This is a genomic window from Nocardia sp. NPDC002869, from assembly GCF_046764065.1.
In the GTDB taxonomy this organism is placed as follows: Bacteria; Actinomycetota; Actinomycetes; order Mycobacteriales; family Mycobacteriaceae; genus Nocardia; species Nocardia rhamnosiphila.
Genome location: NZ_JBKOOL010000079.1, coordinates 1 through 25,143 on the forward strand (window position 1 = coordinate 1; position 25,143 = coordinate 25,143).

Annotated in this window: 31 protein-coding genes and 3 pseudogenes; 16 read left to right on the forward strand and 18 right to left on the reverse strand. The window is 66.5% G+C overall.

The window, feature by feature from the left end; genetic code table 11:
• Positions 1 to 800 precede the first annotated feature (800 nt).
• Positions 801 to 1,757: an endonuclease/exonuclease/phosphatase family protein gene (locus ACLML9_RS16310; RefSeq protein WP_411946350.1), complete on the reverse strand. Its 957-nt coding sequence runs from the start codon at positions 1,755 to 1,757 to the stop codon at positions 801 to 803.
• 259 nt (positions 1,758 to 2,016) lie between these two features.
• Between ACLML9_RS16310 and ACLML9_RS16315 the strand changes: the two genes are divergently transcribed.
• A complete protein-coding gene (locus ACLML9_RS16315; RefSeq protein WP_411946324.1) occupies positions 2,017 to 2,532 on the forward strand; it encodes a DUF1772 domain-containing protein in 516 nt (171 codons plus the stop codon).
• A 148-nt stretch (positions 2,533 to 2,680) separates the two neighbouring features.
• Here ACLML9_RS16315 and ACLML9_RS16320 read toward each other — a convergent pair whose 3' ends face one another.
• Complete coding sequence (locus ACLML9_RS16320) at positions 2,681 to 3,121, reverse strand: hypothetical protein (protein ID WP_411946325.1); 441 nt, start codon at positions 3,119 to 3,121, stop codon at positions 2,681 to 2,683.
• The gene (locus ACLML9_RS16325) at positions 3,118 to 4,227 is read right to left on the reverse strand and encodes a helix-turn-helix domain-containing protein (RefSeq protein ID WP_411946326.1); all 1,110 of its coding nucleotides are present in this window, start codon (positions 4,225 to 4,227) and stop codon (positions 3,118 to 3,120) included. The genes ACLML9_RS16320 and ACLML9_RS16325 overlap by 4 nt, the downstream gene beginning before the upstream one ends.
• Positions 4,228 to 4,378: 151 nt before the next feature.
• On the opposite strand from ACLML9_RS16325, the gene ACLML9_RS16330 reads away from it, so the two are divergent.
• The 6 genes from ACLML9_RS16330 to ACLML9_RS16355 all read left to right on the forward strand — a co-directional run bounded on the left by ACLML9_RS16330 (position 4,379) and on the right by ACLML9_RS16355 (position 10,971).
• The gene (locus tag ACLML9_RS16330) at positions 4,379 to 5,215 is read left to right on the forward strand and encodes an SNF2-related protein (RefSeq protein ID WP_411946327.1); all 837 of its coding nucleotides are present in this window, start codon (positions 4,379 to 4,381) and stop codon (positions 5,213 to 5,215) included.
• A gap of 162 nt (positions 5,216 to 5,377) precedes the next feature.
• Positions 5,378 to 5,677 carry a WXG100 family type VII secretion target gene (locus ACLML9_RS16335; RefSeq protein WP_411946328.1) on the forward strand — a complete coding sequence of 100 codons (300 nt, stop codon included), beginning with the start codon at positions 5,378 to 5,380 and terminating at the stop codon, positions 5,675 to 5,677.
• Positions 5,678 to 7,054 (forward strand): hypothetical protein, encoded by a 1,377-nt coding sequence (locus ACLML9_RS16340; RefSeq protein WP_411946329.1) that lies wholly within the window; start codon positions 5,678 to 5,680, stop codon positions 7,052 to 7,054.
• Positions 7,055 to 7,447 carry a hypothetical protein gene (locus ACLML9_RS16345; protein WP_411946330.1) on the forward strand — a complete coding sequence of 131 codons (393 nt, stop codon included), beginning with the start codon at positions 7,055 to 7,057 and terminating at the stop codon, positions 7,445 to 7,447. It begins immediately after the preceding gene.
• A 415-nt stretch (positions 7,448 to 7,862) separates the two neighbouring features.
• The gene (gene rox, locus ACLML9_RS16350) at positions 7,863 to 9,338 is read left to right on the forward strand and encodes a rifampin monooxygenase (RefSeq protein WP_411946331.1); all 1,476 of its coding nucleotides are present in this window, start codon (positions 7,863 to 7,865) and stop codon (positions 9,336 to 9,338) included.
• 388 nt (positions 9,339 to 9,726) lie between these two features.
• Positions 9,727 to 10,971, forward strand: a complete 1,245-nt coding sequence (locus ACLML9_RS16355) for a cytochrome P450 (RefSeq protein ID WP_411946332.1) — start codon at positions 9,727 to 9,729, stop codon at positions 10,969 to 10,971.
• Positions 10,972 to 10,974: 3 nt separating this feature from the next.
• Here the strand turns inward: ACLML9_RS16355 and ACLML9_RS16360 are convergent, their stop codons facing one another.
• The 3 genes from ACLML9_RS16360 to ACLML9_RS16370 all read right to left on the reverse strand — a co-directional run bounded on the left by ACLML9_RS16360 (position 10,975) and on the right by ACLML9_RS16370 (position 14,164).
• Positions 10,975 to 11,559: a TetR/AcrR family transcriptional regulator gene (locus tag ACLML9_RS16360; protein WP_411946333.1), complete on the reverse strand. Its 585-nt coding sequence runs from the start codon at positions 11,557 to 11,559 to the stop codon at positions 10,975 to 10,977.
• 77 nt (positions 11,560 to 11,636) lie between these two features.
• Positions 11,637 to 13,244, reverse strand: coding sequence for a class I adenylate-forming enzyme family protein (locus ACLML9_RS16365; protein WP_411946334.1), 1,608 nt, complete (start codon positions 13,242 to 13,244; stop codon positions 11,637 to 11,639).
• The gene (locus ACLML9_RS16370) at positions 13,241 to 14,164 is read right to left on the reverse strand and encodes a crotonase/enoyl-CoA hydratase family protein (protein ID WP_411946335.1); all 924 of its coding nucleotides are present in this window, start codon (positions 14,162 to 14,164) and stop codon (positions 13,241 to 13,243) included. The genes ACLML9_RS16365 and ACLML9_RS16370 overlap by 4 nt, the downstream gene beginning before the upstream one ends.
• A gap of 224 nt (positions 14,165 to 14,388) precedes the next feature.
• Here ACLML9_RS16370 and ACLML9_RS16375 point away from each other — a divergent pair, with 224 nt between their 5' ends.
• A complete protein-coding gene (locus ACLML9_RS16375) occupies positions 14,389 to 15,096 on the forward strand; it encodes a DUF6924 domain-containing protein (protein ID WP_411946336.1) in 708 nt (235 codons plus the stop codon).
• A gap of 25 nt (positions 15,097 to 15,121) precedes the next feature.
• Here the strand turns inward: ACLML9_RS16375 and ACLML9_RS16380 are convergent, their stop codons facing one another.
• Positions 15,122 to 16,096: a type II toxin-antitoxin system HipA family toxin gene (locus tag ACLML9_RS16380; RefSeq protein WP_411946337.1), complete on the reverse strand. Its 975-nt coding sequence runs from the start codon at positions 16,094 to 16,096 to the stop codon at positions 15,122 to 15,124.
• A 26-nt stretch (positions 16,097 to 16,122) separates the two neighbouring features.
• Here ACLML9_RS16380 and ACLML9_RS16385 point away from each other — a divergent pair, with 26 nt between their 5' ends.
• Positions 16,123 to 16,944 (forward strand): alpha/beta fold hydrolase, encoded by an 822-nt coding sequence (locus ACLML9_RS16385; protein ID WP_411946338.1) that lies wholly within the window; start codon positions 16,123 to 16,125, stop codon positions 16,942 to 16,944.
• 117 nt (positions 16,945 to 17,061) lie between these two features.
• Here ACLML9_RS16385 and ACLML9_RS16390 read toward each other — a convergent pair.
• Positions 17,062 to 17,356, reverse strand: a pseudogene (locus tag ACLML9_RS16390) (2Fe-2S iron-sulfur cluster-binding protein).
• Between ACLML9_RS16390 and ACLML9_RS16395 the strand changes: the two are divergent.
• The 3 genes and pseudogenes from ACLML9_RS16395 to ACLML9_RS16405 all read left to right on the forward strand — a co-directional run.
• Positions 17,343 to 17,600 (forward strand): annotated as a pseudogene (locus ACLML9_RS16395) (acyl-CoA dehydrogenase family protein); the annotation flags it as partial. The pseudogenes ACLML9_RS16390 and ACLML9_RS16395 overlap by 14 nt on opposite strands.
• Positions 17,587 to 17,820 (forward strand): annotated as a pseudogene (locus ACLML9_RS16400) (acyl-CoA dehydrogenase family protein); the annotation flags it as partial. The pseudogenes ACLML9_RS16395 and ACLML9_RS16400, both read left to right, overlap by 14 nt.
• A 328-nt stretch (positions 17,821 to 18,148) precedes the next feature.
• Positions 18,149 to 18,439: a carotenoid oxygenase family protein gene (locus ACLML9_RS16405; RefSeq protein WP_411946339.1), complete on the forward strand. Its 291-nt coding sequence runs from the start codon at positions 18,149 to 18,151 to the stop codon at positions 18,437 to 18,439.
• Here the strand turns inward: ACLML9_RS16405 and ACLML9_RS16410 are convergent.
• Positions 18,436 to 19,062: an SDR family oxidoreductase gene (locus ACLML9_RS16410; RefSeq protein ID WP_411946340.1), complete on the reverse strand. Its 627-nt coding sequence runs from the start codon at positions 19,060 to 19,062 to the stop codon at positions 18,436 to 18,438. The genes ACLML9_RS16405 and ACLML9_RS16410 overlap by 4 nt on opposite strands.
• Before the next feature lie 48 nt (positions 19,063 to 19,110).
• Between ACLML9_RS16410 and ACLML9_RS16415 the strand changes: the two genes are divergently transcribed.
• Positions 19,111 to 19,269: a hypothetical protein gene (locus tag ACLML9_RS16415; RefSeq protein ID WP_411946341.1), complete on the forward strand. Its 159-nt coding sequence runs from the start codon at positions 19,111 to 19,113 to the stop codon at positions 19,267 to 19,269.
• A 250-nt stretch (positions 19,270 to 19,519) separates the two neighbouring features.
• Here ACLML9_RS16415 and ACLML9_RS16420 read toward each other — a convergent pair whose 3' ends face one another.
• Positions 19,520 to 19,684, reverse strand: coding sequence for a hypothetical protein (locus tag ACLML9_RS16420; RefSeq protein WP_411946354.1), 165 nt, complete (start codon positions 19,682 to 19,684; stop codon positions 19,520 to 19,522).
• Here ACLML9_RS16420 and ACLML9_RS16425 point away from each other — a divergent pair.
• A complete protein-coding gene (locus ACLML9_RS16425; protein ID WP_411946351.1) occupies positions 19,619 to 19,978 on the forward strand; it encodes a tetratricopeptide repeat protein in 360 nt (119 codons plus the stop codon). The two genes, ACLML9_RS16420 and ACLML9_RS16425, sit on opposite strands and share 66 nt — an antisense overlap.
• Here the strand turns inward: ACLML9_RS16425 and ACLML9_RS16430 are convergent.
• Genes ACLML9_RS16430 through ACLML9_RS16460 form a run of 7 tightly spaced genes read right to left on the reverse strand, consistent with a single transcriptional unit; the run spans position 19,975 to position 22,666 of the window.
• Positions 19,975 to 20,208 carry a nuclear transport factor 2 family protein gene (locus ACLML9_RS16430; RefSeq protein ID WP_411946352.1) on the reverse strand — a complete coding sequence of 78 codons (234 nt, stop codon included), beginning with the start codon at positions 20,206 to 20,208 and terminating at the stop codon, positions 19,975 to 19,977. The genes ACLML9_RS16425 and ACLML9_RS16430 overlap by 4 nt on opposite strands.
• Positions 20,193 to 20,384 (reverse strand): nuclear transport factor 2 family protein, encoded by a 192-nt coding sequence (locus tag ACLML9_RS16435; RefSeq protein ID WP_411946342.1) that lies wholly within the window; start codon positions 20,382 to 20,384, stop codon positions 20,193 to 20,195. The genes ACLML9_RS16430 and ACLML9_RS16435 overlap by 16 nt, the downstream gene beginning before the upstream one ends.
• Positions 20,381 to 21,076 (reverse strand): hypothetical protein, encoded by a 696-nt coding sequence (locus ACLML9_RS16440; RefSeq protein ID WP_411946343.1) that lies wholly within the window; start codon positions 21,074 to 21,076, stop codon positions 20,381 to 20,383. The genes ACLML9_RS16435 and ACLML9_RS16440 overlap by 4 nt, the downstream gene beginning before the upstream one ends.
• 46 nt (positions 21,077 to 21,122) lie before the next feature.
• Positions 21,123 to 21,431 (reverse strand): hypothetical protein, encoded by a 309-nt coding sequence (locus tag ACLML9_RS16445; protein WP_411946344.1) that lies wholly within the window; start codon positions 21,429 to 21,431, stop codon positions 21,123 to 21,125.
• On the reverse strand, positions 21,415 to 21,726 hold the full coding sequence (locus ACLML9_RS16450; RefSeq protein WP_411946345.1) for an acyl-CoA thioesterase domain-containing protein: 312 nt from the start codon (positions 21,724 to 21,726) through the stop codon (positions 21,415 to 21,417). The genes ACLML9_RS16445 and ACLML9_RS16450 overlap by 17 nt, the downstream gene beginning before the upstream one ends.
• The gene (locus ACLML9_RS16455) at positions 21,704 to 21,961 is read right to left on the reverse strand and encodes a hypothetical protein (RefSeq protein WP_411946346.1); all 258 of its coding nucleotides are present in this window, start codon (positions 21,959 to 21,961) and stop codon (positions 21,704 to 21,706) included. Before ACLML9_RS16455 ends, ACLML9_RS16450 begins: the two co-directional genes overlap by 23 nt.
• A 48-nt stretch (positions 21,962 to 22,009) precedes the next feature.
• Positions 22,010 to 22,666, reverse strand: a complete 657-nt coding sequence (locus tag ACLML9_RS16460) for a TetR/AcrR family transcriptional regulator (protein ID WP_411946347.1) — start codon at positions 22,664 to 22,666, stop codon at positions 22,010 to 22,012.
• 182 nt (positions 22,667 to 22,848) lie between these two features.
• Here ACLML9_RS16460 and ACLML9_RS16465 point away from each other — a divergent pair, with 182 nt between their 5' ends.
• On the forward strand, positions 22,849 to 23,370 hold the full coding sequence (locus tag ACLML9_RS16465; RefSeq protein WP_411946348.1) for a hypothetical protein: 522 nt from the start codon (positions 22,849 to 22,851) through the stop codon (positions 23,368 to 23,370).
• Between the two features lie 29 nt (positions 23,371 to 23,399).
• Here ACLML9_RS16465 and ACLML9_RS16470 read toward each other — a convergent pair whose 3' ends face one another.
• Positions 23,400 to 24,260: a TIGR03619 family F420-dependent LLM class oxidoreductase gene (locus tag ACLML9_RS16470; protein WP_411946353.1), complete on the reverse strand. Its 861-nt coding sequence runs from the start codon at positions 24,258 to 24,260 to the stop codon at positions 23,400 to 23,402.
• A gap of 563 nt (positions 24,261 to 24,823) precedes the next feature.
• Here ACLML9_RS16470 and ACLML9_RS16475 point away from each other — a divergent pair.
• Complete coding sequence (locus ACLML9_RS16475; protein WP_411946349.1) at positions 24,824 to 25,099, forward strand: hypothetical protein; 276 nt, start codon at positions 24,824 to 24,826, stop codon at positions 25,097 to 25,099.
• Positions 25,100 to 25,143 lie beyond the last annotated feature (44 nt).

The window sequence follows — 25,143 nt, forward strand, 5'->3', positions numbered from 1 at the left end:
GCGACGCTGACCGGCGGGAACCGCCACGATGCCACCCACCCCGGCTGCCCGCTGGGCAGTCTTGTTCAGAACGCGAGAGCGGACCACCCGATATCGATCGGGACGGATACCCGAACGACACCCCTATCGGGTCGGTGTGCATCCATTCGCCCACCAGGCGATAATCGGAACGGTGCAGTGGGCGCACACCCTCGGGCAACGTGGCGACCCCGGTTTCCAGGCCATAGGCCCGGATCGTCGCGATGGCGCTGATATCCGGTCGCAAAGTCACCTCCCAGTGCCAGAGGATTCCCGCGGCGGCGTATCGGCTCTTCTTGGCCTCGATATCCGATTGGGTATTGGATGGCGACAGCACCTCACCGACGAGGAAGTCCGGCGTCAGGAAGTCCGATTCCCGGTGGTCCCCAGGAACACGTGGGTTTCGGACTCGACCTCCCAGCAGCGCTGGGGACGTGCACTTACGCGCGCAGCGCTCGATCTCGTTGACCAGTCGTCGAGTGAACTTCTGGTGTTCGCGTGGCCCAGGACGCACCCACACGACGCGCCTGTTCCACAGCTCGATTTGATCCGCCAGTTCCCCGGGCAGTCGCTCCAGTTCCGACCAGGTCATGTACTCGGGAGGCCGGGCTTCTCGATCCGGGGCGAGGACATGCCCGAATCGTATGGCCTGCGCGCCCGCAGCCGGAGAATGTGGCAGCCATCATTTCCAGCATTGGTGGGGTGGGCGCGGCCGTCAGTACGGTTTGCCGTGTTCCAGGTTGCACCGTCGCGCCGCCACCGGGTCTCTGTTGGGGGGCTTGTCAGGGGACACCCGGCAGACGGACGCGTGCGACCAGGGCGCGATGGTCCGCGCCGGGTAGTCCGACGGTTTCCACCGCGACCGAGTAAGCGTCCGCGAGAACGATGTGGTCGATACCGACCACCGGCGGCCACCATTTGTCGGTCGGGTAGGTGACGAGATGTCCGGCGCCCGCTTGTTCGGCCGCGTCGTGGAAACGGCCCGATATCAGCGCGCGGAATTGCGAGTGGTCGTGGGTCGCGTTGAAGTCGCCGCCGGCGATCACCGGCCGGTCGGTCGGTGATCGGTCGAGAATGTCGCGCAGCCGGGACAACTCGTCGGCCCAGACCTGTGTGCCGTAGACCGGTGGCACCGGATGGAACGCGTACACCGTGACTGGCCCGACGCCGGGGATGGTCGCTGTCGCCGCGAGCTGGTTCAGGACGAAGCCGTCGTATTCGACGGTTTCCGACAGTGGGTAGGCGCTCCAGATCCCTGTGCCGGCCGCGGTCCGGCCCGGTGAGAGGTACCGGTACGGCAATACCTGGTCGATGCCGGCCCGGCCGAGATCCTCGACCGCCGCCGGCGTGAGTTCGTTGACGGTGAGTAGACCGACCTTCCGGTCCCGCACCTGCTGGATGAGGGCCCGGGGATCGGCTCCGTCGAACAGGAGATTGGCCTGCATCACCGTCAACTCGGGTCCGTCGCCGCTACCCGGGTGGTCTAGATACAGCGGAACCTGGGTCCATGCCGCGGCGGTGGCAACGAGAGCCGCCACCGCCGCGCCGCGCCACTGCCGCACGGCCGCCCACACCGCCAGGGCGACCGGTGCGGAAACCATCAGGTACGGCGCAATGGAAGCACCCAAGACCAGCGGTTGCGCCGACGAGCGGTTGAAGTGCAACCCGACCCCGGCGGCTCCTGCCAGCGTCGCGGCCCAGGCGAGAGCATGGATACCGGCGCGGACCGACTTCGACATCACGGGTGACAGACAAACACATCTGTCCACACGGTCGACAGTTCGGAGTTGGGGTAGGCCAGGGCGCGAGGCATCGCTTCCGGTAGTTCACTGACGAAGATCAAGCTCCTGGCTGCGGAGCGGAGATGGAGTAGCCAGGTGGGGGCCCTCGTTTTCAGTACTGGTGGGTGTCGGTGGCCGCCGGTACCGTTGCCCTGTTCAGGGCTGCCTCCGCGGGTCTCGAACAGGAATCGGGACTACTCGAACGAGGTGAGAAGAGATGGACGGACTCCGGACCGTCGTACTGATCATGGCCACCGTGGCCACCGGCCTGATGGCGGGAGTGTTCGGCATCTACGCGGTGGCGATCATGCCCGGCCTGCGGACGACCGACGACCGCACCTTCATCGGCGCATACCAGGCGATCGACCGCGCGATCATCAATCCGCTGTTCCTGGCCACCTTCCTGGGTGCTCTGATCCTGTCGATCGCGGCAGCGCTGCTGAGCTTCGGCGGCGACAGCCGGTCGGTGCTGTTCTGGGCGGCGGCCGCGGCAGTGCTCTACCTGGTGGCGGTAGTGATCACCTTCGCCGTGCACCTGCCGCTCAACGACGCGTTGAAGGCCGCGGGCGCGCCCGCCGACCTGGCCGATCCGGCAGCGGTACGGGAGGCATTCGCCGAATCGCGCTGGGTGGCCTGGAATATCGTGCGCGCAGTGACGAGCACGGCGGCGTTCGTTTGCCTGAGCTGGGCATTGGTGATGTGGGGGAAGGCGCAGGCGCAGTCCGTGAACTGACCGGCCCGCGTCAAAGGCCAGTTCCTGCCCGGCTGGTCATAGCTGTACGGCTGGGACACCGCCCGCGATCGTCAACGTTCAGCAGGGCTCAGCCGTGGAGCTCGGTGGGCGCGGCGGTGTGCCGGCCGTCGGCACTCGGCCTGCCTCATCAAGTAGCTTCGCGGAGCGAGAGCGACGGCGAAACTCGGCGCGCGCGGATTCGGCATCGCTGGGCATACTGCAGCAGTATCGGATCATCGGTGACCAGGATGCCGTCCGCGAATGCCGTCCACTCGCTCAACACGTGCCAGGTCTCGGCTTCGCCGAGCCGGGACAGTGGGTCGTCGGGCACACCGCCGAACACCGTGCGTCGCAGCAGCTGAACCCGCTGGATCTCCTCGGGATCGGATATTTCGATCGGATCCTGCATCCAGCCTGCCGACTCGATCGCTGCCAGGGCCGCACCTCCGCCGCACATCCTTGCGGCCTCGAAAGCGGTCGCGGCCGTCCACCGCCCGCGCCCGTCCAGGAACGACTTCAGGGTGTCCAGGCGGCTGGATATGGCGAAGCGGTGCAACACGCCTGCGTCCGGAAACAGGTAGGCACTCACGAAATCTCGTACTCCCCCGAAACCGATTCCAGCGCGGCGCGCAGCCCGTCCTCATCCAATCCCGCGAGGCTGGCGTAAGGGCGCAGGGTGGATTTGCCCTGTTCATAGGCCGCGTATGTATCGCGCACCAGTAATCCTGGTGGACGAGGGGTTCGCGCGGCAATGACCTGTCTGCTGTAGTCCGGACTGCGTCCTGCGAGAGCTGCGGCCTTGGCGGCAGTAAGGCTGCGGTATTCGTCGCACAGTCCGGAATCGATGAGCCGTAGGTCGAGCATCCGGTAAGCCAGCGCGGCGGGGGAGACGACGAGGTCGCACACCAGCGCCGCGAAGCCCGCTGTGCCGAACCCGCTCGCATCGACCGCCCGGCGCAGGGTCGCTTCTGGCATGAGGAAGGCCGCCGCGAAGGCGTTCGCCCGCTGTTCGGTGGGGTCGCGCCGCTGTGCGGGGTCGAAGATGTTCTCGTCGAGATGGAGGCCTTGATCGTCACCGGCGAGTAGATGGCCCAGCTCATGGGCAAGGGTGAAGCGCTGCCGGGCCGGCACCGCGCCGGTGGTCAGCACGATCAGCTTCACCCCGTCCGCCGACATCGCCAGCCCGTCGAATTCGCGACCCGAGCCTATCTCGGCGATACAGATGTCGATCCCGAACGCCGATTCGACGGCATCCAGAAATCCGGGCCCCCACCGGGCGGCTTCTTCGACCGGAATCCGGGCAGAGGCTTCCGCGGCCAATCGCTGTCCTTGGCTCCGGTATGTCCCGCTCTCGAGGTCCACGGGCACCGGTTGCCATGGTTGCGGAAAGCCGAGGACCGCCATATCGGACCGCATCCCGCTGTAGTGCCTGGCAATGCGCAGTACATCGGTAGCGTTGCCATCGGTGGTACGCGCGGCGACGGCGAGGTGCGGTTCTGCACCGGTCACGAACCAATCGACGGTTTTACCGGACAGTTCGGCGATGCGGGCGAGGTCTACCGAGGAGAAGCGGCGGGTGCCTTTGAGCGATTTGGAGAGCTTGGTCTCGTCGAGACCGACGCGCGCGCCGAAATCACGCTGACTCAGACCGGATGCCCGGATAACGTCGCGCACTCGATCTGCGATGCTCGTCACGGAGCCTAGCCTACGACACTTGCGATAATCGCAAGATGCGAGCATGATGGCCTCCGGGGCGGCTGTCGCATTGGCTCTTCATCTCGCGACCTCCGCTGTCTGCACCACCGAATTATTGAGCGTGCACGTGTAGTGGGGAAGGTCGAAGACCATGACGATCACATCCGATCAGCGGTCCACCGCTGATCCGGCCAGGACAACCGCTGTACCAGCGGTGCCGGAACCCGGTCAGCTCGTCAACGTGCGCGGCTCCCGATGGGCGGTCGCGGATGTCCGTGTGCAGGGCTTACCGCGCAGCCCGGCGGACGAGGGTACACCGGGACTCACTCATGTGGTCACCTTGCAGTCCTTCGAAGAGGACCGCCTGGGCGAGGAGCTGGCCGTGGTGTGGGAGCTCGAGGTCGGCCACACTCGGGAGCCCGACCAGGGGTTGCCCACGACGATCGGCCCGGACGGGTTCGATGATCCGAACACGCTTGCGGCTTTTGTCGATGCTGTCCGCTGGGGCGCGGTGACCTCGGCCGATCCGAACGCCTATCAGGCACCGTTCCGCAGTGGTGCGAATATCGAGGCCTACCAGTTGGAGCCGCTGCGCCGCGCGTTGCAGTCGGCGCGGACGAATCTACTGCTCGCCGACGATGTCGGCCTCGGCAAGACCATCGAAGCCGGTTTGGTCCTGCAAGAACTGCTGCTGCGGCACCGCGCGCGATCGGTGATCATCGTCTGCCCGCCTAGCCTGTGCCTGAAGTGGCAGGACGAAATGCGGGAGAAGTTCGGGCTCGAGTTCGTGATCGTCAACCGGGAGCTGATGGCGCAGGTGCGGCGCAGTCACGGCCTGGATGCCAACCCGTTCCGCCTGTTCCCGCGGGTGATCGTGAGCATGGCGTGGCTGCCGACATTGCGCGCCCAGCTACTTGGCGTCCAGTCGGACACATACGAGGCCACCGACACAGCAACATCACAACAATTCCCGAGCTTGAACCTATGAAATCGCCGTTCGAAGTCGTGCCCGGCGTTGCAGGGCCTGTGCCGAGGTCGTTCGCAAGGTGCGGCGGGGCTGAGGAACTCGCCGTTACGACCACGACCTGCGGTTCACTGGAACGGCATAGAGCCGCCGCCTCGGATCTCTCTGCTTGGAGTTTGGACTAGCATGAGTTCTCAGTTCAGCGTCGACCTCGATCGTCTCGACGATCTTGTGGCTCGCCTGTCGAATTTATCCGGATTCATCGTCGAGCGTCTCGATGAAATCGATGACCATGCGGCGAGCCTGGCGGGGACCGGTTGGGAAGGTCTCACCGCCCAAGCTTACGTCGTCGCTCATAGCCAGTGGACCACTGGAGCGAGGGAATTTGCTGACGGCGTTCGAGAGATGAGTGAGGCCGCCCGTGATGCGCACACTCGATACTCAGAGGCGATAGATATAAATTTCAGAATGCTGTCGGGGGGTTGAGTGCTGAAGCTCGACTGGGAGATCTACTACGAAGCTGCCCAGAAATGTCATGATCTTGCCGGCGAACTCCGTGTCGCCGATAAGCCGGTGCACAATGCGGTGAAGAACGAGTGCGTCGGGATGGCAGGAGATGCGAACGGATGTCGCCAGTGGGGGGAGAAATATGACGAGGTAGCCAGGCAGACGATGCAGGGCTGCACGAATCTGGCCGATGCTCTCACGAGTTTCGGCTATGTTCTGTCGGCAGTGGGATACAACTACGGCATCGCGAATCGGAGTATCCCTTCGCCCCCAACTCCCCACGTATTGGCGATGGCCGAGCATCGGGTCACGATACCGACATCCGTTGCCGACAACGGTATTGGTGTGGACAAGCACGATGGCGGTGTAGGTGCCTTCTATGATCAATTCGTCGCGAAGGTCGGTGACGAGTTCGGTAAGCTTCCCAACGGCGATAAGCAGAAACTCGAAAAAGCGGCTACCGTTTGGCGGACTTTCGCTGAAAATCCCACCGTCATCGGTTCGGCGGGAAAGATCGGCGAAATCCGTAGTCTGTTCGACTCGATCCAGGACAAGAAGAACTTAGGCTTGGTTCTCGGTCATCTCGACACGCTGAGCACCGGTGCGACGGAACTTGCCTCGGCCTCACAGGGGCTGTCAATGGCAGTCGGCGACTTCCACACCGGCACGATCGATGCCCGTAGTAGCTTCGAGGCCTCGATCAACGAGGCTGTTGCCGCTATCGGTATCGCCGTGGTGGCCGGACTGGCACTCGCGGCCATCAGTTTCGGTGGCAGCCTAGTCGCAGCCGGCAGCACAGTTGGTGTGGTCGTCGGGGAGACGATCATTGCGATTCGATCCGCGTATCAAGCCAGCAGGCTCTACAGAGTGGTCGGTTTGGCCGCCGCGACGGCAGGTGCTGCTGTTGCCCTTACGGCTTTCGACAAGGTTCCCTCCATGACCGACATCGCGGTCAAGCTGAGCGCCATAATCGCTATGAAGGTGTACGTCAATGATATTTCGGGTGCAGGAGTCGAACCCGGCTCGGAGGTGATCCCGAACAAGGATGTCACCGACGAAATGGCTAGGAAGCTTTCGGCCGGTATCCACCCGGGCGAGGACTGTTCCGAGATAGCCGAACACCTGAAGGATGTCGCGGGTGGCGTAGGGGAGGTGCTGAGAGTCGACCCGGCGGCCGGGAAGGATCTGACCGTCGAGGAGTTCGGCGTACCGGAAGAATTCGAATATCATGAGGTCTACTCGGACGGAAAGTACGTCTACGACCCGCGGCACAGTCCAACTCCGATTCCGATCGAACAATGGCGAAGGACGATCATGGGTGATAATCCGGGGGCTACGGTAAAGGTGGTGGGATAAATGAGCTCGCGCGATTTGATCACGCTTCTGAAGAACTTCGGAAATATGGAGTGGTATCGCCATGCAGGGGGGATAAACGACGACGGCACGGCGAGACCGCCGCTCGTGGTCTGGCGGTTTTCCGAGCCTCGCCCGGAAGAATTCAGGGACACGCTACGCTCCATAGTCGAAGCTGAGGACCGCAAGGTCGATTGGTTGTTCGATACCTCTCACCGAAACTGGGTGCTTGTGCCGAGTCGGGTGATGGAAGAGAAGGCTCGTCACGGATTCGCGGTCGAAGCGCAGGCCGTCGATCTGCTCGAGCGAGAGGATCCAGAGTTCAGCCAACGCTCGGTAAGCGACTTCGAGCGAATCCTGCGGACCCTGAAACGACTCATGGAAACATCGCACTAGGGTCTTCCGCAGGTCGGTCGGTGTGACCCGCTCACCGTGATGCCCAGCGGCACTCAGGGTCGTTGGCCAGCCGTTCGCAGATTGCGCACGGCTGGTATTACAGGCGCTCCTCATCCTGTATTTTCGGCGGATCCGGGGCCCTGCTTGAACTAGGTCGAGTTGTCGGCGTATAGCACCTCGAGGAACGGGAAAACTGCTCCGACAAGAGAAAGCCTCTTCGACCGCTTCAAAGCTGAGCTGCTGAACAGATCTCGGGCCCCTTTCAACATATATCGCATAGGGGGACTTGCGGCAAGACCCGGGGCATGGCGCAGAATAGCCGACCGAAGACCAGGACCTGCGAAAGGCTCGTGTGGTGTGCATGGACCGCGCGAGGGACTGGCGGAACTGCAAACTCTCAGCGGATGGGTGGCTTGTGTTCGATGTGATCATTGCCGGTGGTGGACCGACCGGCTCGATGCTGGCCGGGGAGCTGCGCCTGCACGGGGTGCGTGTGCTCGTACTGGAGAAGGAGGTACAGCCGCCCGCGTTCGTCCGTTCGCTGGGGCTGCATGTGCGCAGTATCGAGGTGATGGATCAGCGTGGTCTGCTGGAACGGTTTCTCGAGCGCGGCCGCAAGCACCCGCTCGGGGGCTTCTTCGCCGGTATCGCCAAGCCCGCGCCGGAAGGGCTGGACAGTGCGCATGCCTACGTTCTCGGTATTCCGCAGACCGTCATAGAGCCCCTCCTGGCCGAGCACGCCGCCGAGCTCGGGGCGGAGCTCCGGCGGAGCAGCGAGGTGGTCGGGCTGAGTCAGGACGAGCAAGGGGTGGACGTCGAACTGGCAGACGGTACGCGAATGCGCGCGCGGTACCTCGTGGGCTGCGACGGTGGCCGCAGTACGGTGCGCAAACTGCTCGGCGTCGACTTCCTGGGTGAACCGTCCTACAACGACACGCTGGTGGGCGAAATGGAGGTGACCGAGGACCCGGCCACGATCACCACCACTGTCGCCGAGATTCGTAAGACGCAATTGCGTTTCGGTTTGGGTCCGCTCGGCGACGGGGTGTATCGCGTCGTCGTACCCGCGGCCGAAGTGGTCGAGGACCGTTCGGTTGCACCGACACTCGAAGAGTTCGCGCAACAGCTGCGGGGGTTCGCCGGCACCGATTTCGGTGTGCATTCGCCGCGGTGGCTGTCCCGTTTCGGCGATGCCACCCGGTTGGCCGAGCGGTACCGAGTCGGGCGGGTGCTGCTGGCAGGCGATGCGGCGCACGTCCATCCGCCGATGGGCGGCCAAGGGCTCAATCTCGGCATCCAGGACGCGTTCAACCTCGGCTGGAAACTGGCCGCCGAGATCAATGGCTGGGCCCCGGCGGGATTGCTGGACAGCTATGAGAGCGAACGGCGGCCCGTGGCCGCCGACGTGCTCGACAACACCCGTGCCCAGTCGGAGTTGATGTCCACCGAGCCCGGTCCGCAGGCGGTGCGCCGGCTGTTGTCGGAATTGATGGACTTCGAGGAGGTGAACCGCTACCTGATCGAGAAGATCGTCGCGATCGGCATCCGGTACGACTTCGGCGAGGGGCACGATCTGCTCGGCCGCCGCCTGCGTGACGTGCGGTTGCAGCGCGGCCGCCTCTACGAGTTGATGCACGCGGGGCGCGGCCTGCTGCTCGACCGGACCGGGCGGCTCTCGGTCACCGGGTGGGCTGATCGGATCGATCACGTAGTCGACAGCAGCGAGGAGCTCGACGTACCTGCCGTACTGCTCCGTCCCGACGGCCACGTGGCATGGGTCGGCGACGAGCAGCAGGATCTGCTCGAGCACCTGCCGCGCTGGTTCGGCGCGGCCGGCGCGTATCGGGGAGAGCGGTCATCTCTTCCGGCAAGTTCCGGCCGATCGGGGTAGGGCGTGTTGTGCAGCCGAGGGCTATATCGGGGTCGCCCAGCACCTCACCCGGGGATACGTCCTGAATCGGCTTGGACACTTGTCGAGGAAGCGGGCACCGAGACGCAGGCCACCGGCATCGGGTTCTTCGTATCCGGCCGGGAGGCGTGCGGTAGCGGGCTGTTCTTCGGCGCCGCGCGATGATCGTCGACACCACCGGCAGCGACCGTGAATGGTGAGCGGCTTGTATGACCGCGCCGGCGCCCTGCCCGCCGCCATACGGTGACAGGCGCGGACGCGGCGTGCCGCCGTGGGTGCACACCGTGGCCGGCGATTGCGGCTTCGGCCGCCGGGAACGACTGCGTCTGTTCGCCGATATCGCACCGGTATGGTGCCTAGGATTCGTCCGGTGACGAATTCCGATCAGCTATCGCCCCGGTCTCCGGGCAGCTCACCGACCGGTATCGACGGCCCACGGATCCCGCTGTATGTACGGGAGTTCGCGGTCGATCCGCACAGCACCTATCGCGCGATGCGGGAACAGTACGGGTCGCTGGTTCCGGTGGAGGTGGCTCCCGGGGTGCCGGCGACGCTGGTAATCGGCTATTACACCGCACTGCGTATCTTCGGTGATCCGGACCATTTCCCGGCCGATCCGCGTATGTGGCAGCGCGATATTCCGGCGGATTGCCCGGTACTGCCGCTCATGCAGTGGCGGCCGAACGCACGGCGTAACGATGGCCGCGCACACGCGCGTTATCGGCAGGCCATCGTCGCGGGACTGGCCGAGGTCGACCCGTTCGGTCTGCACGCGACCGTGGAGCGGATCGCTGTTCCATTGATCAACTCCTTCTGCGGCGACGGATCCGCTGATCTGATCCGGCAGTATGCGTTTCCGCTCACCTTCGCGGTGCTGAACGCGATGCTGGGCTGTCCCACCGAGATCGCGCAGCGGGCCGCGGCGGGCATGGCGGCGATGTTCGAGGGCGTCGGCGCGGAGGAGGGCGCCCAGATGCTGATGAAATCGCTGGCGGATCTGGTCGAACTCAAGCGCGCCGAACCCGGTGATGATGTGACGACACGGATGATGCGGCATTCGAGCGCATTGACCGAGCCCGAGATCATGAATCAGGTGGCCACGCTCTACGGGGCCGGTATCGAACCGCTGCAGAATCTGATCGTCAATGCGCTGCGGCTGATACTCACCGACGAGCAGTTCGGGGGCCGGGCGCTCGACGGAAGCCTGTCCACCCGGGACGCTCTGGACGAGGTGCTGTTCAACGATCCGCCGATGGCGAATTTCTGTTTCACGTTCCCGAAACAGCCGATCCTCATCGACGATGTCTGGTTGCCTGCCCATCAGCCCGTCGTCATCAGTATGGCCGCCTGTAACACCGATCCGGCGATCGGGTCGAACCAGCATGCGGGCAACCGCGCGCACCTGGCCTTCGGTGGCGGGCCGCACGTCTGTCCGGCGAGTTCGCTGGCCTACCTGATCGCGCAGGATGCCATCGACCAGTTGCTCGACGGCCTACCCGAGATCAGGCTGGCGGTGCCGGCTGCCGAGCTGACCTGGCGTACGGGGGCGTTCCATCGCGCGTTGACCGCGTTACCCGTCGTCTTTCCCCCGTCACCCCCGCTGTGGCCGGTATAGCCGTCACCTGTCGCGCAGCCGGTCCACGCTGAGCAGCCAGTCGTCGATGATCCGGTCGGCCACGGCCGGATCCGCGCGCATGAGCCGGGTCGATTCGAGTCCGCGCACGAGTGCCATGAGCGATTCGAAGGCGGTGCCGGCCGCTTCGGGATCGGCAATGCCCGCATGCTGCCGGAAAATCGCTCGGAGTGCGGACCCCAGCCGTCTCTCCGCCGGGAGTAGAGCCGCGCGCAGTTGCGTATCGGTGCGGGAGGCGGCCCACAGCTCGAGGGCGGCCTGAAAGGGCGGTCCCGTCATCGCCGACCGGATCGCCCGCACCAGCTGTGCCAGGGCCTCGGGGCCGTTGCCGAGATCGGCGGCGACTTCACCGAGGTACCGCAGGCGTATATCGGCGATGTGGTGGATCGCGGCGACCAGTAGTTCCGATTTCGAGGGGAAATGATGGAGCAGCGCGCCCCGCGATACGCCGGCCTTCTCCTGGATCCGTTGCGTGGTCGTCCCGGCGTAGCCGTGCTCCACCAGACATCGGATCGTGGCGTCGAGCAGCGCCTCATGGGTTCTCGCATGCTGCTCCCTACGGGTCGGCATCGCCGCGCGCGCCGCCGGTGGTGCGGAAGGCGGCCGCTCCGAACCTCCACCGTCCTCGGCACGCACCGGCTTCCGGTTCACAATGTTTCCAGCCGGCCGTCGGCGATCTGGTCGCGAAGCCGGAATTTCTGGAGTTTGCCCATCGCATTGACGGGAAAGCTCTCGGCGACGTACCAGGCTTTGGGAGTCTTGTGCGGGGCGAGTCGTTCCCGCAGATAATCGTGCAACTCCGCAGGCGTGGGGGCCGGCGCTGCCGGGTCCGGCCGGACCACGGCGGCCACACTTTCGCCCCAGATCTCGTCGGGCAGGCCGAGCACAGCCGCGTCGGTGATCGCGGGGTGCGCAACCAGAGCTTGTTCGATCTCGCGTGGATAGATATTCTCCCCGCCGCGGATGATCATATCCTTGAGCCGTCCGGTGACCCGGAGGTATCCGCGGGCGTCCATCGTCCCGAGATCGCCGGTGTGCAGCCGGCCCTCGGCATCGATCGTCTGAGTGGTCTCGGCGGGCATATCGAGGTATCCGATCATCTGCTGGTACCCGCGGGCGCAGATCTCGCCCTCGACCCCGATGGGCTGCACCGCACCCGTGCCGGGATCGACGATGGACACCTCCACTCCAGGAAGGGGCCGGCCCGCCGTGAACCGGCTGTCCTCGTGGCTGTCGGCCGGACTCGTCTGGCATACGATCGGCCCGAGTTCGGTCTGACCGTAGACCGCGCTGGTCGCGGCGCCGCAGAGTGTCGCCCAGGCGTCGACCAGGGCAGGCGGGACGGCATCGCCCCCGGACATGACGACCCGCAGCGCACCGAGGTCGAAATCGGCGAGTCCGGGATGCGCGAGTAAGGCGTGCAGCATCGCGGGCACGCCACCGTAGATCTCGGCGTGATGATCCTGGATCGCCGTCAGCATGGTTGTGGGATCGAAGATCTCGGCGAGAACGAGCGTGGCCCGCTGGTACATCGAACCCAGTGCGGCCAGACCGCAGCCCGCGGTGTGGAACAGCGGCAGCGCGGTGGCGAATGTCGCTCCCGGAGAAGCGCCGCAGCGGTCACGGACAAACGCCGCATTGGTCACCATCGACCGGTGCGCGAGTACCGCCGGCTTCGCCCGGCCGGTGGTGCCGGAGGTGAATTGGATCTGGGTGGCCGACCGCGGATCGACAACCGGTAACCGCGCCCGCTTCTCGGTGCGGCGCACCTCGTCGAGCCAGCCTTCGAAGGCAATCGATTCCCGGACCGCGGGCACAGCGGGCAGCACGGTGTGGATCTGCACGGTCATATCGGTGCCGCGGAAGCTGCCGGTGTGGAAGACACCGGCCGCGCGTGACCTGTCGAGCGCGTATTCGAGTTCGGGTCCGCGCAGAGCGGGGTTGGTCGTGACGAGCACCAGGCCGCCGAGGGCGGCGCCGTACTGGAGTACGAGCCATTCGGGGACATTCGGCGCCCATACCGCTATATGTTCACCCGGCCGGAAACGGTCGAGCAACCAGGCTGCCGCACGTTCGGCATCGTCGAGCAACTGTGCGTAAGTCCAGGTGCGGTCGTTGCGATCGGGCGCGACCGAGACGAGCGCGAGCCGTTCCGGTGCCTCGGCGGCCGCCTGCTGGAGCAGTCCGCCCACGGTGAGCTCCAGCACGGGACTGCTGATGTCGATCGGCCATACGGATCGGGTGAGCGCGGTCATCGGCCGCGCTCCGCCGTGGCGGCCGCTTTCTCGTCGAGTTCGCGTTTCATCCGGGCGATTTCGTCGTCGGACGGGATATCGCCGCCGCCGTCGGGGATGAAACGACCGGTATCGCGCCACCGGACCGCGGCATCGAAGCCGTGTTGCTGGGCGAAGTCGACGAACCAGCGGCCTTCGGGAGAGTGGCGCGTGATGCCGTCGAAGAGGACGGCGAGGTTCTGGGTGGCTTGCAGGCCCATGTTGTCGTATGCCTGGTTGATCATCATCTTCTGCATGACCAGCTGATTGGTCGGGACCCCGGCCATCCGGTCGACGAGGTCTTCGACCGCGGTGTCGAGTTCGGCCGCCGGTACCGCATCGATGACCAGCCCCCACTCCCGGGCCCGGACCCCGTCGATGGTGTCACCGGTGAGCAGCATCCGTTTGGCGCGTTCGGCGCCGAGGCGATACACCCACATCGCGGTTGTGGGGCAGCCCCATACCCGGGCCGGCATGTAACCGATCCGGGCATCCTCGGCCATCACGACCAAATCGCAGGACAGGGCGATATCGCTGCCGCCCGCCACCGCGTAACCGTGCACTTTGGCGACGGTCGGCTTGGCCGAGCGCCAGAGCGAGAAGAAGTGGTCGGTATTGGCTTTCATCATCCGGAAGTCCTTGATCGGATCCCAGACCGCACCCTGATGTTCTTCGCCGCCTTCGGCGTAGAGCTTCAGATCGTAGCCCGCGCAGAAGGCGCGCCCGGCGCCCTGGATCACGATGACACGCACGGAATCGTCGGCATTCGCCGCGGCGACGGCCGCGCCGATCTCCTGGGCCATCTCGCCGGTGATCGCGTTCAGCCGCTCCGGGCGGTTCAGGGTGAGGTAGGCGCGATGGTCGCGTACTGCGTAGTCGACCGTATTACCGGCGAAGGTCATCTCGGTATTCCAATCTGGGCGGCGTCGGTGCCGAGCACGCTTTCACAGTCTGATTGGACTGTCAATAAGATGTCCTGTCCGGGGACCGATCTACAGACATTCCGCACACCGTCTGCTACGGCCCGTACACCGCAGGGATGCCGTGCCCGCGCAGTATCGGAAGGGGAACGCTGGTACTCCAGGAGCGCACGCCGGGTGTCGGCCCGGTGCTCTACCATCGCCGAATGTCGTTCACCCTGCGCCAGTGGCATACCGATACCGGCGAACCCGAGCCGGAACCCTCGGTGAGGCATACGCCGGTAGCACACCGAGAAACGTTCGGTCCCTGGACGTTCGAGATCCGCAGCGACATCCCACTGTCCCCGCTCGACTGCCAACGGATCATCGCCTCTATCGTTTCGCCGGACGGTGCCGGACAGGACCGCGAGGACATCTCGGCCGATGCGGCCGCGCGGGCCGGTGCGGAACTCACCGAAGCGCTCGGCACGGGACGCAGACTGGACGACCACCTCGAAGACGACGTGTCGCTGTTCATCCGGACCGACTTCGGTGACGACGACGCGTGGCGGGTCGTGGCCGCATTGGCGATGGCCCCCGGCGCGGGCGATGATGCCGAATTCGTCGCCACGCTGACCTGCATCGATAATCCGGAGAACGACGGCTTGTCGATCGACGCACTACTCGACGAGATCGGCGATCGGCCGACCTACTATGTCTTCCTGGCCGACTCCGTCACCCTCACCCACCCCGAACATCCGATCCTCGCCGTCGACACCGGCCCGGAGGAGACCGGTCACGAACGCGGCCGGACGGTCCGAATCCTCCCGTCCGAGATGTGGGGCATCGAGAACAATCTGTCCATCGCCAATATGGACTTCCAGGACTTCGCCGACGCCGCCGATCCGGACGGTGTGTTCCGCGGTTTCGCTTGAAAGCCTGCAGCGGCCGCGATCGAAGTCACAGCCGTTGCAACTCGCTGCGGCGGAACCCGAGTTCGCGTTCCACTTTTCGGACCGGGGAGCCGGTGAAAGGAAGCCGGCCGTAGTCGACGGCCTCCGCAGCACGCAGTGCGACGGCGCGTGCGGAGGCTGCGCCACGGTCGGGTAGGCCGATCTCGGCGGCGAAGCCGATCCAGTCGCGTGCTGTGAGTTTGCGGGTTCGGCCGCCTATCGGCAGTGCCATCGAATCATCGTCATAGATCAGTGTGCCGGGGATGTCGTATATCGGTGCGAGTGCCCATCGTCTGTCCGGAGCTTCGAGCACGCCGAGGTTCTTGGCGTGTAGATCCCCGTTTCCGGTGAGCCAGGCGAACAAGAATTGCAGGTACAGGTTCCGTACGGCGACGCGCGGTGCGTGCACCACGGCGGCGAGTGCCCGGACGACCTCGACCGCGTCCACTGTGTACTTTCCCGCAGGCGGGATTCCCATTAATTGTGTGGCGTCTTCGAACGCCAGCCGAGTCCATTCGCCGCCCTGCTCGACACGGTCGAATCGTCGCACCAGCAATCCGGACGTGCCTTCCCGGTCGGTGATCAACTGCGCGGCGGCGACGGGAACCTCGAGCAACCGCGCCGCCTCGAGGTGGAGCGCCTCGTTCTCCACCAGATGCGGGAACCCGTCCTGCGAGAGTTTCAGGATGAACCGTCCGAAACCGGCCGCGAGGGGCGTGCTGATCATGGATGTACTGGCCTTCTGCTGCACACCCGGCAGCGCATGAGGGTCGACTTTCTCCACCAGGTCCGTGAAGTCCAGATCGGCAGGAGACTCGCCGCTGACGAGTGCCGGAACCTCGACCAGAGGTTCTCCATGAGGTATCACCTGCACGTCCCCGGGTGTGTCGGTGCCGACCGCCAGTAGGAGGGTGAGTTCGTCGTCGAGGCCGGTTTTCACCGCCCGTCGCAGTGCCGACAGCCGGTGTCCTTCGGGGAGCAACCGCCGGTGCCGATATCGTCTACGACGTGCACGGTCCGCTGCCCACCGCTGGGGGACGGCCGCCACTGTTCATGATGGGCCAGCCCATGGAGGCGGCCGGCTTCCGGGCGCTCGCTGCGCAGTTTCCCGACCGCACCGTCGTCACCTACGATCCGCGGGGCATCGGCCGCAGCATCCGCAAGGACGGTCGCGTCGACCACGTGCCGGAGGTACAAGCGGAGGACGTTCATGCCGTTGTCGAGGCACTCGGTGCCGGTCCGGTCGAGATGTTCGCCAGCAGCGGCGGTGCGGTGACCGCGCTCGCGCTCGTAGTGGCCCACCCCGGCGACGTCATCACCCTGGTGGCGCACGAGCCGCCGCTGATCCCGGTGCTGCCCGATGCCGCGGCCGCCGAACGTGCCCGTGCGGCTGTACGTGACGCATACGAGGCAAAGGGCTTCGGTGCCGGGATGGCGGCCTTCCTCGCGATGACTTCCTGGCAGGGCGAGTTCACCGACGAGTACTTCGCGCAACCGGCGGCCGACCCTGCCGTGTTCGGGATGCCGACCGAGGACGACGGCTCTCGGGACAACCCGCTGCTGTCGGATCGTTCACGGGCGGTCACCGGCTATCGGCCCGACCCCGGCGTAGTGGCCGCCGCACCGACCCGCGTCGTCATCGCGGTGGGAGTGGAGACCGGGGATACGTTCACCGGCCGCACCGCGGTGGCCACCGCCGAATTACTCGGTCAGCGGGTGACCGTGTTCCCGAGCCATCACGGTGGCTTCCTCGACGAGGAATTCGGGTACGCGGGGCAGCCCGAGGAATTCGCGGACAGGTTGCGCGAGGTCCTGGACGATCAGGGGTAAGCCCAGACCTGCGGCCCGCGGGTATCCCCGGTGGTCGGCGCGGTCGGAAGGTAGGCACTCCGGCCGCGACCGCGCAGATCGGGCGGTATCCGGCGTGGGAACCCGGCGCCGAATCGGCTACTCGTAGCGGACGGCCACCGAGGGGGTACCCGGGCTGGCCTGGCAGGTCAGGATGTAACCCTCTTCCAGGCAGGTCATCGTCGGTGAGGGCGTCGTTGACCCGCATGGTCGCCTTACCCTCGGTGAGTTTGGCCATGCAGGTCGCGCAGTTACCGGATTCGCAGGAGAACGGTGGCGTCAGTCCGGCGCGGCGGGCGCTCTCCAGGAGGGTTTCGCCGTCGCGGCGCGGGACGGATTTCTTCTTGCGATTGAGGAAGATCGTCACCGTGCCCTCCTTCGAGGGATCGATCAGTGTGCTGTGGCATGCCGCCTGGGCGGTCGACGAACTCGAACCGGAGCCGGCCCTGCGGGCTGCGCGGATCGCCAAACTCTATGCCGCCCGCGCCGCCCGGACCGTCTGCCAAACCGCGATCCAGGTGCACGGCGGGATCGGCAACACCTGGGAATGCCTGGCCCACCTGTATCTGCGGCGGGCACTGGTGTCCACCGAACTGTTCCCCGTACGCCTGGAGGAGGCCGGCCTTGGACTTTCGTGATTACCCGGAGGAGGCGGCGTTCCGGGAACGCCTGCGCGACTGGCTCGCCGGAGTGGCGGGCACCTACCCGACCTCCGGCGACGAATACTGGGCCCGGCAGGGCGAATGGCATGCCGAGCTGTACCGGGCCGGATTGTTCGGACTGTCCTGGCCCAAGGAGTACGGCGGCCAGGAACTGCCGCCGGTCTACGATGTGATCCCGGACGCCAGTCGTTCCAGACGTTTCGACTATGTGCGCATCGAGGCGCTGCATCAGGCCGGAACAACGGTGCGATTCGTGATCCATTTGGGCTGCTGTGAGGTGGACCGGGTCAAAGTGAACGACGAGGACGACTGGGCAGATATCGACCGGCTACGGGTGCTGGTGGATGCCGAGTTCAAGGGCGTGACCGTCCGGACGCCGGAGCGCCGATTGGCCGATTTCATCGATACCACCGGTTTGGTGTTCGACGCCGCTCGTGACATCTATCGGCCGCCCGGCGATTGATCAGCAGTGACAGCCGGACTGCGTTCCTTCACCGTCGGCCTTCGGCCCCGCCACCGCGACGATGGACTACCGGGTCACCACCGCCAACACCCACCTGCTCGCGCACGCCGGTCGGCTGCGGGCCCTCGAAGAGGGCGGCTTTCCCTACCAACCCACCCCTGAGCTGGGCACTCTGGGGCCGTTCACTTTCGGCGGCGCGCTGGCGACCCCGATGACCGCACACCCCAAGGTCTGCCCGGTGACCGGGGAGCTGCTGTTCTTCGGGTCGCGGCTCCGGCCGCCGTATCTGACGTATTACCGCCGAGTTCGCCGCGGCGCCCGGGTTCACACTGTGGCGAGCAGGGTTTCCTAGCGTTGGACCGTCCCGGTGATGCCGGTAGCGTCCTGCGCCGCGAGCAGTGCCGCGGCCCGGCCCATCGTTTCCGGCGGTTCCACCATGTCGGCCGGGATATCGCCGCCACCCGCGGCCTGCCAGCCCTCCGTCAGGACCACCCGGGACGGGCTCAGGCAGTTCACCGCGATATTGTCCGGCCGCAGGTCGGCGGCCAGGCCGAGATAGAGGCGTTCGACCGCGGCCGTGGACACCCAGTAGGCGTTCGACCCGCGGTCCGTCATGTTCACGCCGGTGGTGGTGACCGCGATGAGTGAACCTCCGCCGCGGGCCCGGAGGTATGGGATCGCCTCGCGGGTCACCAGGAAGACGCCGGTGAGGTGCACATCCAGGCACAGCTGCCAGCGCTTCAGCGGGGTGCTCTCGACGGGCCCCAGCCACAGCACCCCGGCATTCGCGGGCCGGTTGCTCAGCCTGATCGAGGGCCGGCCCGCGACGAGGTGCTGCGGTCGCTGGAACCGGCGGAGATCCGGGTGGTGGGTTTCACCGGCCCGCCGGGCGCCGGGAAGTCGACCACCATCGCGGCGGTCGCGGTGAACGGTACCGGAATTCCCGAACTGGTTGACGCCGTCGATGCCCACCATCGCGCCGATACCGCGCAGCGCCGGGCCGCCCGGGCCCGGGCTCAGATCATGTCACTCGCCTACAGCCGACTACGCGTCCATCCCGCACTCGGCGCCCTCGCCGACTCGGTCGGGGCGGGCGAATGTGACCCCTATACCGCCGTCGACCACCTGATGGGGCCGGTCTATACGGGAGACCGGTCCACCACCGGCGTCGCCACCGAGTGATCTGCGCAGAAGCTGTGAGGGACAGGTCGAACAGCTCGGTGTCCGGTCCCAGTGCTCGGCCGCACCGTGGCGGCGATGCCTCGGAGGTGTCAGTTGCTCGAAGTACCGGTCTTCCTCGATGGGTGAAGTGTGTCGTAGTGCTCCGGCACCATAGGTCTGTGTCGGAGCCGACAGCCGGTCGATGACCGACGAGCAACCTCGCCGAGCAGCCGATACCGGCGAGACCGCAGCGATGGGGGTACTCACTGTGCTACTGGAAAATCGGGGCGATACGGCCGAAGCCGAAACCCGTGCGCGCCGCGCGGCCGAGGCAGGCGTCGCCGAGGCGATGAACGACCTTGCGGTCCTGCTGGAGAAAAGGGGCGAGACCTCCGCGGCCGAGACGTGGTTTCGTCGAGCCGTCGCCGCCGGTCACGGCACGGCGATGTACAACCTCGCGCTCATGTTGGAGGGGAGGGGCGCGATCGAGGAGGCCGAAGCCTGGTTCCGGCGGTCGGTGAGCGGTGGAAACCATCATGCGTTGTATGCCATAGCGCGCCTCCTGAACAAGCAAGGGAAAGCGGAGGAGGCGGAAATCTGGTTACGGCGTGCCGTGGCCGGTCTGTGTCCCGGTTATCCACGGAGCGCGAATCCGACCAGCGGTGGCCCGGTTCGGGGGCCCCGATCTCGCCTCCGGACCAGGGATTCGTCCTGCTGTCCGCGGTTCTAGGCGCCCGCGGGCCGGTAGTCCGTGTGCAGGCGGGTCGGCCGCTGGGCCCGGATACGCCACGTGCCGTCGATCTCGGCGTAGGTCTCGTGGTAGTGCCCGAAACCGTGCACTCGCGTACCGTCCGGCCAGGACAGCCGATTCTCCAGCGCCCGAATACCCTGTGCCGTGGTCTCGCTCAGCACATCGATCCCGGGGGAGTGCCCGTGATGGATCGTCAGCGCGTCGCCGATCCGGCCGGTGAGGAAGGTGAGGAACTCGTCGGCACGGTGATCACCTCGCCACCCGACTCGGAAAGGTCGATCACCACGTCGTCGCGGAACAGTGCGCGGAAACCGGCCCACTCCTTGGTATCCATCAGGCGGAAATAGCGGGCTTTGAGCGCGCGCAGTGCTTCGTGGTCGTTCATGGTCGTCCCAGGTTCGCGGTGATCGCCGGCAGATCCAGTACCGTGCGGATGCCCGGTGGCGCCGCGCAGACGGGTGCGACGGCGTTGACATGGTTGGCGGTATAGGAGGGGGAGTGTTCGGCCATCTCCGCGAGCGGGAAGGGAAACACCATATCGATCTCGAGCGGAGCGTCCCTGCGCACCGACAGATGCCAGCCGGTGGGGCGGATACCCCAGCCGGTTTCGGCGTCGGCACCGCAATGCCAGACGGCCTGGAAGGATACGACGGTGTGCCCGGCGCGCCGGCCGGCGATCGCGATGCGCTGCGCCGCCACCGTGCCCTTCTCGACGGTGCCGGCGGCGATGTCGAATGTGTGCCCCGCGGTAGCGACCTCCCCCGCCGCGGTGACCTCGTCGAGGGGCAGGCCGATACCGTCGGCGAGCAACCGCAGCGACGGCCCGAAGCTGTCGCGGAGATGGTCGAGCCGGGCGGCGGCGAAATCGGCCGGGGGCTGCCGAATCCCATGAGGTCGAACAGGATGCCCGGTGAGTTCCGCCGGGAGAGGTCGGCGTATTCCTCGATGGCCAGTGATTCGAGCCGCCGCTGGATCGCGCAGGGCGCGCCGGCCGATGGTGCCGGTGGCCCATTGGGTCACGCGGTACGGGCCGCCGGAGTTACGGGTGACGGGGGAGGCCAGGGTACTGGGGTTCATCGGGTTCTCCGTCCGTGGTGGGGGCGCCGGGTCGCCGGAGGGCCGGTCAGGGACGGAAACGCAGCAGGGCTTCCTGCGCGAAGGAGGCCACCAGGGTGCCGTCGGTGGTGAGGACGTCGCCGCGCCCGTAGGCGCGCCCGTGGGCCAGGACCGTGCCGTGATGCCGCAGCAGCAGCCAATCGTCGCTGCGGAACGGCCGATGGAACCAGAGCGTGTCCGAGGTGAATCCGGTGCCGTTGCCGCTGTGCTCGAAACCGTCGAGCTGGCGCAGCACCGTACCGATCACGTTCAGGTCGGTCGCGTAGGCCACCCGTCCGGGGGCGAGTTCGGGCCCGACCTCAGGGGTACGCACCACAGGTCGTATTCGGCCGGCCCACCGATTCATCGCTCAGATCGGTCAGTGCGCGGGTCTCCCACGGGATGAGTCCGATCTCGATCCGGTGCTCGGGTCCCGGCAGCGGCGAGGGCGCCGCGATCTCCTGGCTCTGCCGGCCGTCCTCCATCGCGGTCATGGAGACCAGCGCGGTGGCGATCACATCGCCCTTCTGGCGCGCGACGATGGTGAGGGTCGCGAAGGAGCGGCCGCGGTGCTGCGGTTGCACCACGTAGTACACCGGGGCATCGCTCTTACCTTCGCGCGCGAAGATCACGTGCAGGGGATTTCACGGTCTTGCCGGGGCAGGCGAAAACCGCCGCGCGCAGGAACTGCGCCAGCAGCTGGCCGCCGAACAAGCGGTGGTATTCGAGTTGCTGATTGGGACCCTCGAACACCGAGAGGGTGGCCTGGGGGTCGGCGGCGGGCGCGTCGTCGTCGCCGGTCTGCGGCGCGGTCGGCCGCAGGCGTACATCCATGCACGCGAGAAGGTCGGTCCAGAGGTCGGGCATACAGCGAGTGCAAGCCTATTTATCTAATTTGGAGAACGTTATTCTCGCTCAGTCGGCGTGCGCGAAGCCACGGGCGCAGAATTCCCAGATCTCCTCGGCGGAGATGGGATGCGTGGTCTCATCGTCGATACCGCCGTTGGACTGTGCGGTGAACATGACCGTCTGCATCACCATGGCCGCCATCCGGCGCGGGTTGACCTCGCTGCGGAGCAGTCCGGCCTTGTCGGCGTCGATCATGAGTTCGGTGAACAATGCCAGCAGCGGGGTGTGCGCGACCTTCACCTGGGCCGGATGGCTGACCAGCAGCTGTGGCGCGAAATCGGTGAACAGCGGGCGCTGTGCGGTCGGATCCGGGCGGCGCAGTTCGTAGAGGAGTTCCACGGCCAGTTGCAGCCGTTCCAGGGCGTTGTCCTTACCCCCCGCGGCCGCGCGGATCTGTTCGGCGGTCCGGCTCAGGGCATCCTCGAACAGGGCCAGCAGCAGTTCGTGCTTACCGTCGAACTGCAGGTAGAAGCTGCGCAGGGACTGTTTCGACCGATCCACGACCTCCTGGACCGTGAAATCGGTAGTGCCCTTCTCGGTGATGATCGCCTGGGCGGCATCGAGGAAGCGCTGGACCCGCTGCTCCGCGCGTAGTTTCGCGGTGCGGATCGAGCGCTCGACGGCACGCTGCTTCCAGGCGGGTTCTTCGCGCGGGCTGGTCACCGGATGGCCCGTCCGATCCCATCGATCCCATCTGTGGAGAACATGAGTGCACTGTACCGGAGAACGTCCCATGTCCGGGCGGGCACTTCCGTGTTCGCGCCACTGACGCCACTATTAATTTCATCTCAAAAGAATCCTATTCTCCTGAATGTAACGCAACCTCGCCACAGGAGGCAGCCCGGATGCTCTTCGAGTTCGATGCCGATCAACGGCTGCTGCGCGATACGGTCCGGGAAGTCACCGCCAAGGAGTGCCCACCCGCGGTGATCCGGGAGAGCGTGGACGCCGGTGCGGATCCGGGCCGACTGTGGAAGACCTACGTCGAGCTCGGCTGGACCGAACTCGCCGTCCTGGACCCCACCACCGCCATGGCCTCGCCCGTGCAGGGCACCTGGCCGGAGAGCGTGCTGCTGGCGCCGGACGTCTTCGTCTCGAACGAATGGGTCCGCAAAGGTGCCATCGACTGTCTGGACAAGGGGCTGGTCGAACTCGCGGTCTGGGGCGACGGGCTGCCCGCCGAACTCGCGTGCCGGGTCCTGTCCGCCCATCACCCCCTCAGTTCCGCGGCCCGGGCATGCAAACGCTGCGCCCTCGGGGCGGCCGGGGTGCCGGAACAGGCCCGCGAGGATATCGAGGCCTTCCACAGCGGTGAGGTCCTGCTGGCCGATCTCCGTGGCCGCCAGGCCCTGGTTCGCGCGGTCTGAACCGCGCGGACCGGGTCGAGCGGCGCCGGTCAGGAACCCCCGGCGAGGAAGCGTTCGGCGAATTCGGAGAGTTCGTCCTGCTGTTCGGCCGGATCGGCGGCCGTAGCGCTCACGACCACCCGGGTCACTCCTTGAGCCGTGAAGGCGGCCAATCGCTCGTCGGTCATATCCAGCCCGCTCCACCGCGTGTACTCGAGCAGTCCGGGATCGCGTCCCGCCTCCGCCGCGGTCGCCCGGGCCAGTTCCCACTGCGCCGCGCGCTCGTCCGGGAGCAGCGCCCCACCCGCGAAATACCCGTCGCCGCGCAGCCCGGCCCGGCGTGCGGCGGCCGCGCTGGAACCACCGATGTGCACGGGCAAGGTGCGGGCCTCGTGCGGCTTGGGGAACTGGACCAGGTTCTCGAAGTCGAAGAATTCGCCGTGATAGCTCACCCCCTCCTCGTCACCGGACCACAGCAACCGCAGCACATCGATCGCCTCGTCGGCCCGTCGCCCGCGTGTGCGGAAATCGACGCCGGCCGCGGCCGCCTCGGCCGGCAGTGTGCCCAGCCCGACGGACAGCAGCCGCATCCGCCCCTTCGACAGCACATCGATCGTCGCCAGCTGCTTGGCCAGTACGACCGGATGCCGATAGGGCAGCAGTAGAACCCCGGTGCCGAGCAGCAGCCGGTCGGTGACCGCGGCGACGAAGGCGAGAGTGTCCAGTGGGTCGGTGAAGGGCAGGTCGGGCGGTACCTCGAAATTGTGCAGTGTCGCCCCGGGATACAGGACCAGATGTTCGGGCAGATAAAGCCCTTCGAATCCACAGGCCTCGGCATGCCGCGCGTAGGCGGCGAGGCGATCCGGATCCGCACCGAAATGGGCGGTGCTGTAGCTGACTGCGAACTTCATCATGTTCCCTGAGTTTGTAGGTGTCCGGCCGCCCGCGGGATTCCCGCGCCGTCTTGTCGCCGTGGGCCTCAGCGGATCAACCTGTCGGGCCGCCGCGAAAATTCCTGCCCGGCACGCTCTCAGGGCAGACGCCCGCGGTTCTCAGGCCGGGAAGATCCCGGGTTCTGCAGCGAGGCCGGCGCCGGTGAGTCCGTCGGGTGCTGCGCCGGCAGCTCCGCCGGGGCCTTCCGCTGCCCGCCGGCCCTGAGCGCGGCCGTGGCCGCGCTCTGTCGACCCGGTGGCCGGGTGGCGGCGAGGGGGTTGTCGTGGCCGGTGCCGGTGAGGTCGGAAGCGATGCGGATGAGCGCGGGGGGATTCGGCGAAGGTCGCGACCGAGCGGGGTCCGTGCCGGGAGGAGAGGAAGGCCATGGTGACCGGCTCGGTGCGGATCTCGCGCAACGCGACGGTCACTGCCGGCGCTGACCGCTGCCCGGATCCGCGAGCTGGAACCGTTCATCGAAACGACGCTGGACAGGGCGTGGTGTGACGGTGTCCACGGCAGCGATATCGACTGGGTCGCGGCGGTGGCGCACCGGTTGCCGATGGCGGTGGTGGCCCGATTGCTGGGGCTACCCGACAGTGACTCGCAGACCCTGCTCGAGCGCCGCCGCGGGCATCTCGCCTTCGGCCGCGGCATCCACTTCTGCGTCGGTGCGGCGCCGGCCCGTAGGGAAGCCCGCGCGGCGATCGGCATGCTGTTGCGCCGGACCCGCGATTTCCGCGCCGTAGACCCCGCGCCGAGCCGGGCGCCGAGCCATCTGGTGCGCCGCCTTTCCCGTCTCGACCTCACTCTGGCCTGACCGGCGCCCGAAAGCGCGCCCAACGCCGCCCGGCCCGGGTCAGG

Excerpts from the sequence above, each read along its gene's own strand:
- ACLML9_RS16310 (WP_411946350.1), bottom strand. The coding sequence starts at position 1,757 with ATGTCGAAGTCGGTCCGCGCCGGTATCCATGCTCTCGCCTGGGCCGCG.
- ACLML9_RS16315 (WP_411946324.1), top strand. The coding sequence starts at position 2,017 with ATGGACGGACTCCGGACCGTCGTACTGATCATGGCCACCGTGGCCACC.
- ACLML9_RS16330 (WP_411946327.1), top strand. The coding sequence starts at position 4,379 with ATGACGATCACATCCGATCAGCGGTCCACCGCTGATCCGGCCAGGACA.
- ACLML9_RS16335 (WP_411946328.1), top strand. The coding sequence starts at position 5,378 with ATGAGTTCTCAGTTCAGCGTCGACCTCGATCGTCTCGACGATCTTGTG.
- ACLML9_RS16345 (WP_411946330.1), top strand. The coding sequence starts at position 7,055 with ATGAGCTCGCGCGATTTGATCACGCTTCTGAAGAACTTCGGAAATATG.
- ACLML9_RS16360 (WP_411946333.1), bottom strand. The coding sequence starts at position 11,559 with ATGCCGACCCGTAGGGAGCAGCATGCGAGAACCCATGAGGCGCTGCTC.
- ACLML9_RS16365 (WP_411946334.1), bottom strand. The coding sequence starts at position 13,244 with ATGACCGCGCTCACCCGATCCGTATGGCCGATCGACATCAGCAGTCCC.
- ACLML9_RS16370 (WP_411946335.1), bottom strand. The coding sequence starts at position 14,164 with ATGACCTTCGCCGGTAATACGGTCGACTACGCAGTACGCGACCATCGC.
- ACLML9_RS16375 (WP_411946336.1), top strand. The coding sequence starts at position 14,389 with ATGTCGTTCACCCTGCGCCAGTGGCATACCGATACCGGCGAACCCGAG.
- ACLML9_RS16405 (WP_411946339.1), top strand. The coding sequence starts at position 18,149 with ATGGACTACCGGGTCACCACCGCCAACACCCACCTGCTCGCGCACGCC.
- ACLML9_RS16410 (WP_411946340.1), bottom strand. The coding sequence starts at position 19,062 with ATGGTGGGCATCGACGGCGTCAACCAGTTCGGGAATTCCGGTACCGTT.
- ACLML9_RS16415 (WP_411946341.1), top strand. The coding sequence starts at position 19,111 with ATGTCACTCGCCTACAGCCGACTACGCGTCCATCCCGCACTCGGCGCC.
- ACLML9_RS16435 (WP_411946342.1), bottom strand. The coding sequence starts at position 20,384 with ATGAACGACCACGAAGCACTGCGCGCGCTCAAAGCCCGCTATTTCCGC.
- ACLML9_RS16440 (WP_411946343.1), bottom strand. The coding sequence starts at position 21,076 with ATGAACCCCAGTACCCTGGCCTCCCCCGTCACCCGTAACTCCGGCGGC.
- ACLML9_RS16455 (WP_411946346.1), bottom strand. The coding sequence starts at position 21,961 with ATGCCCGACCTCTGGACCGACCTTCTCGCGTGCATGGATGTACGCCTG.
- ACLML9_RS16465 (WP_411946348.1), top strand. The coding sequence starts at position 22,849 with ATGCTCTTCGAGTTCGATGCCGATCAACGGCTGCTGCGCGATACGGTC.
- ACLML9_RS16470 (WP_411946353.1), bottom strand. The coding sequence starts at position 24,260 with ATGAAGTTCGCAGTCAGCTACAGCACCGCCCATTTCGGTGCGGATCCG.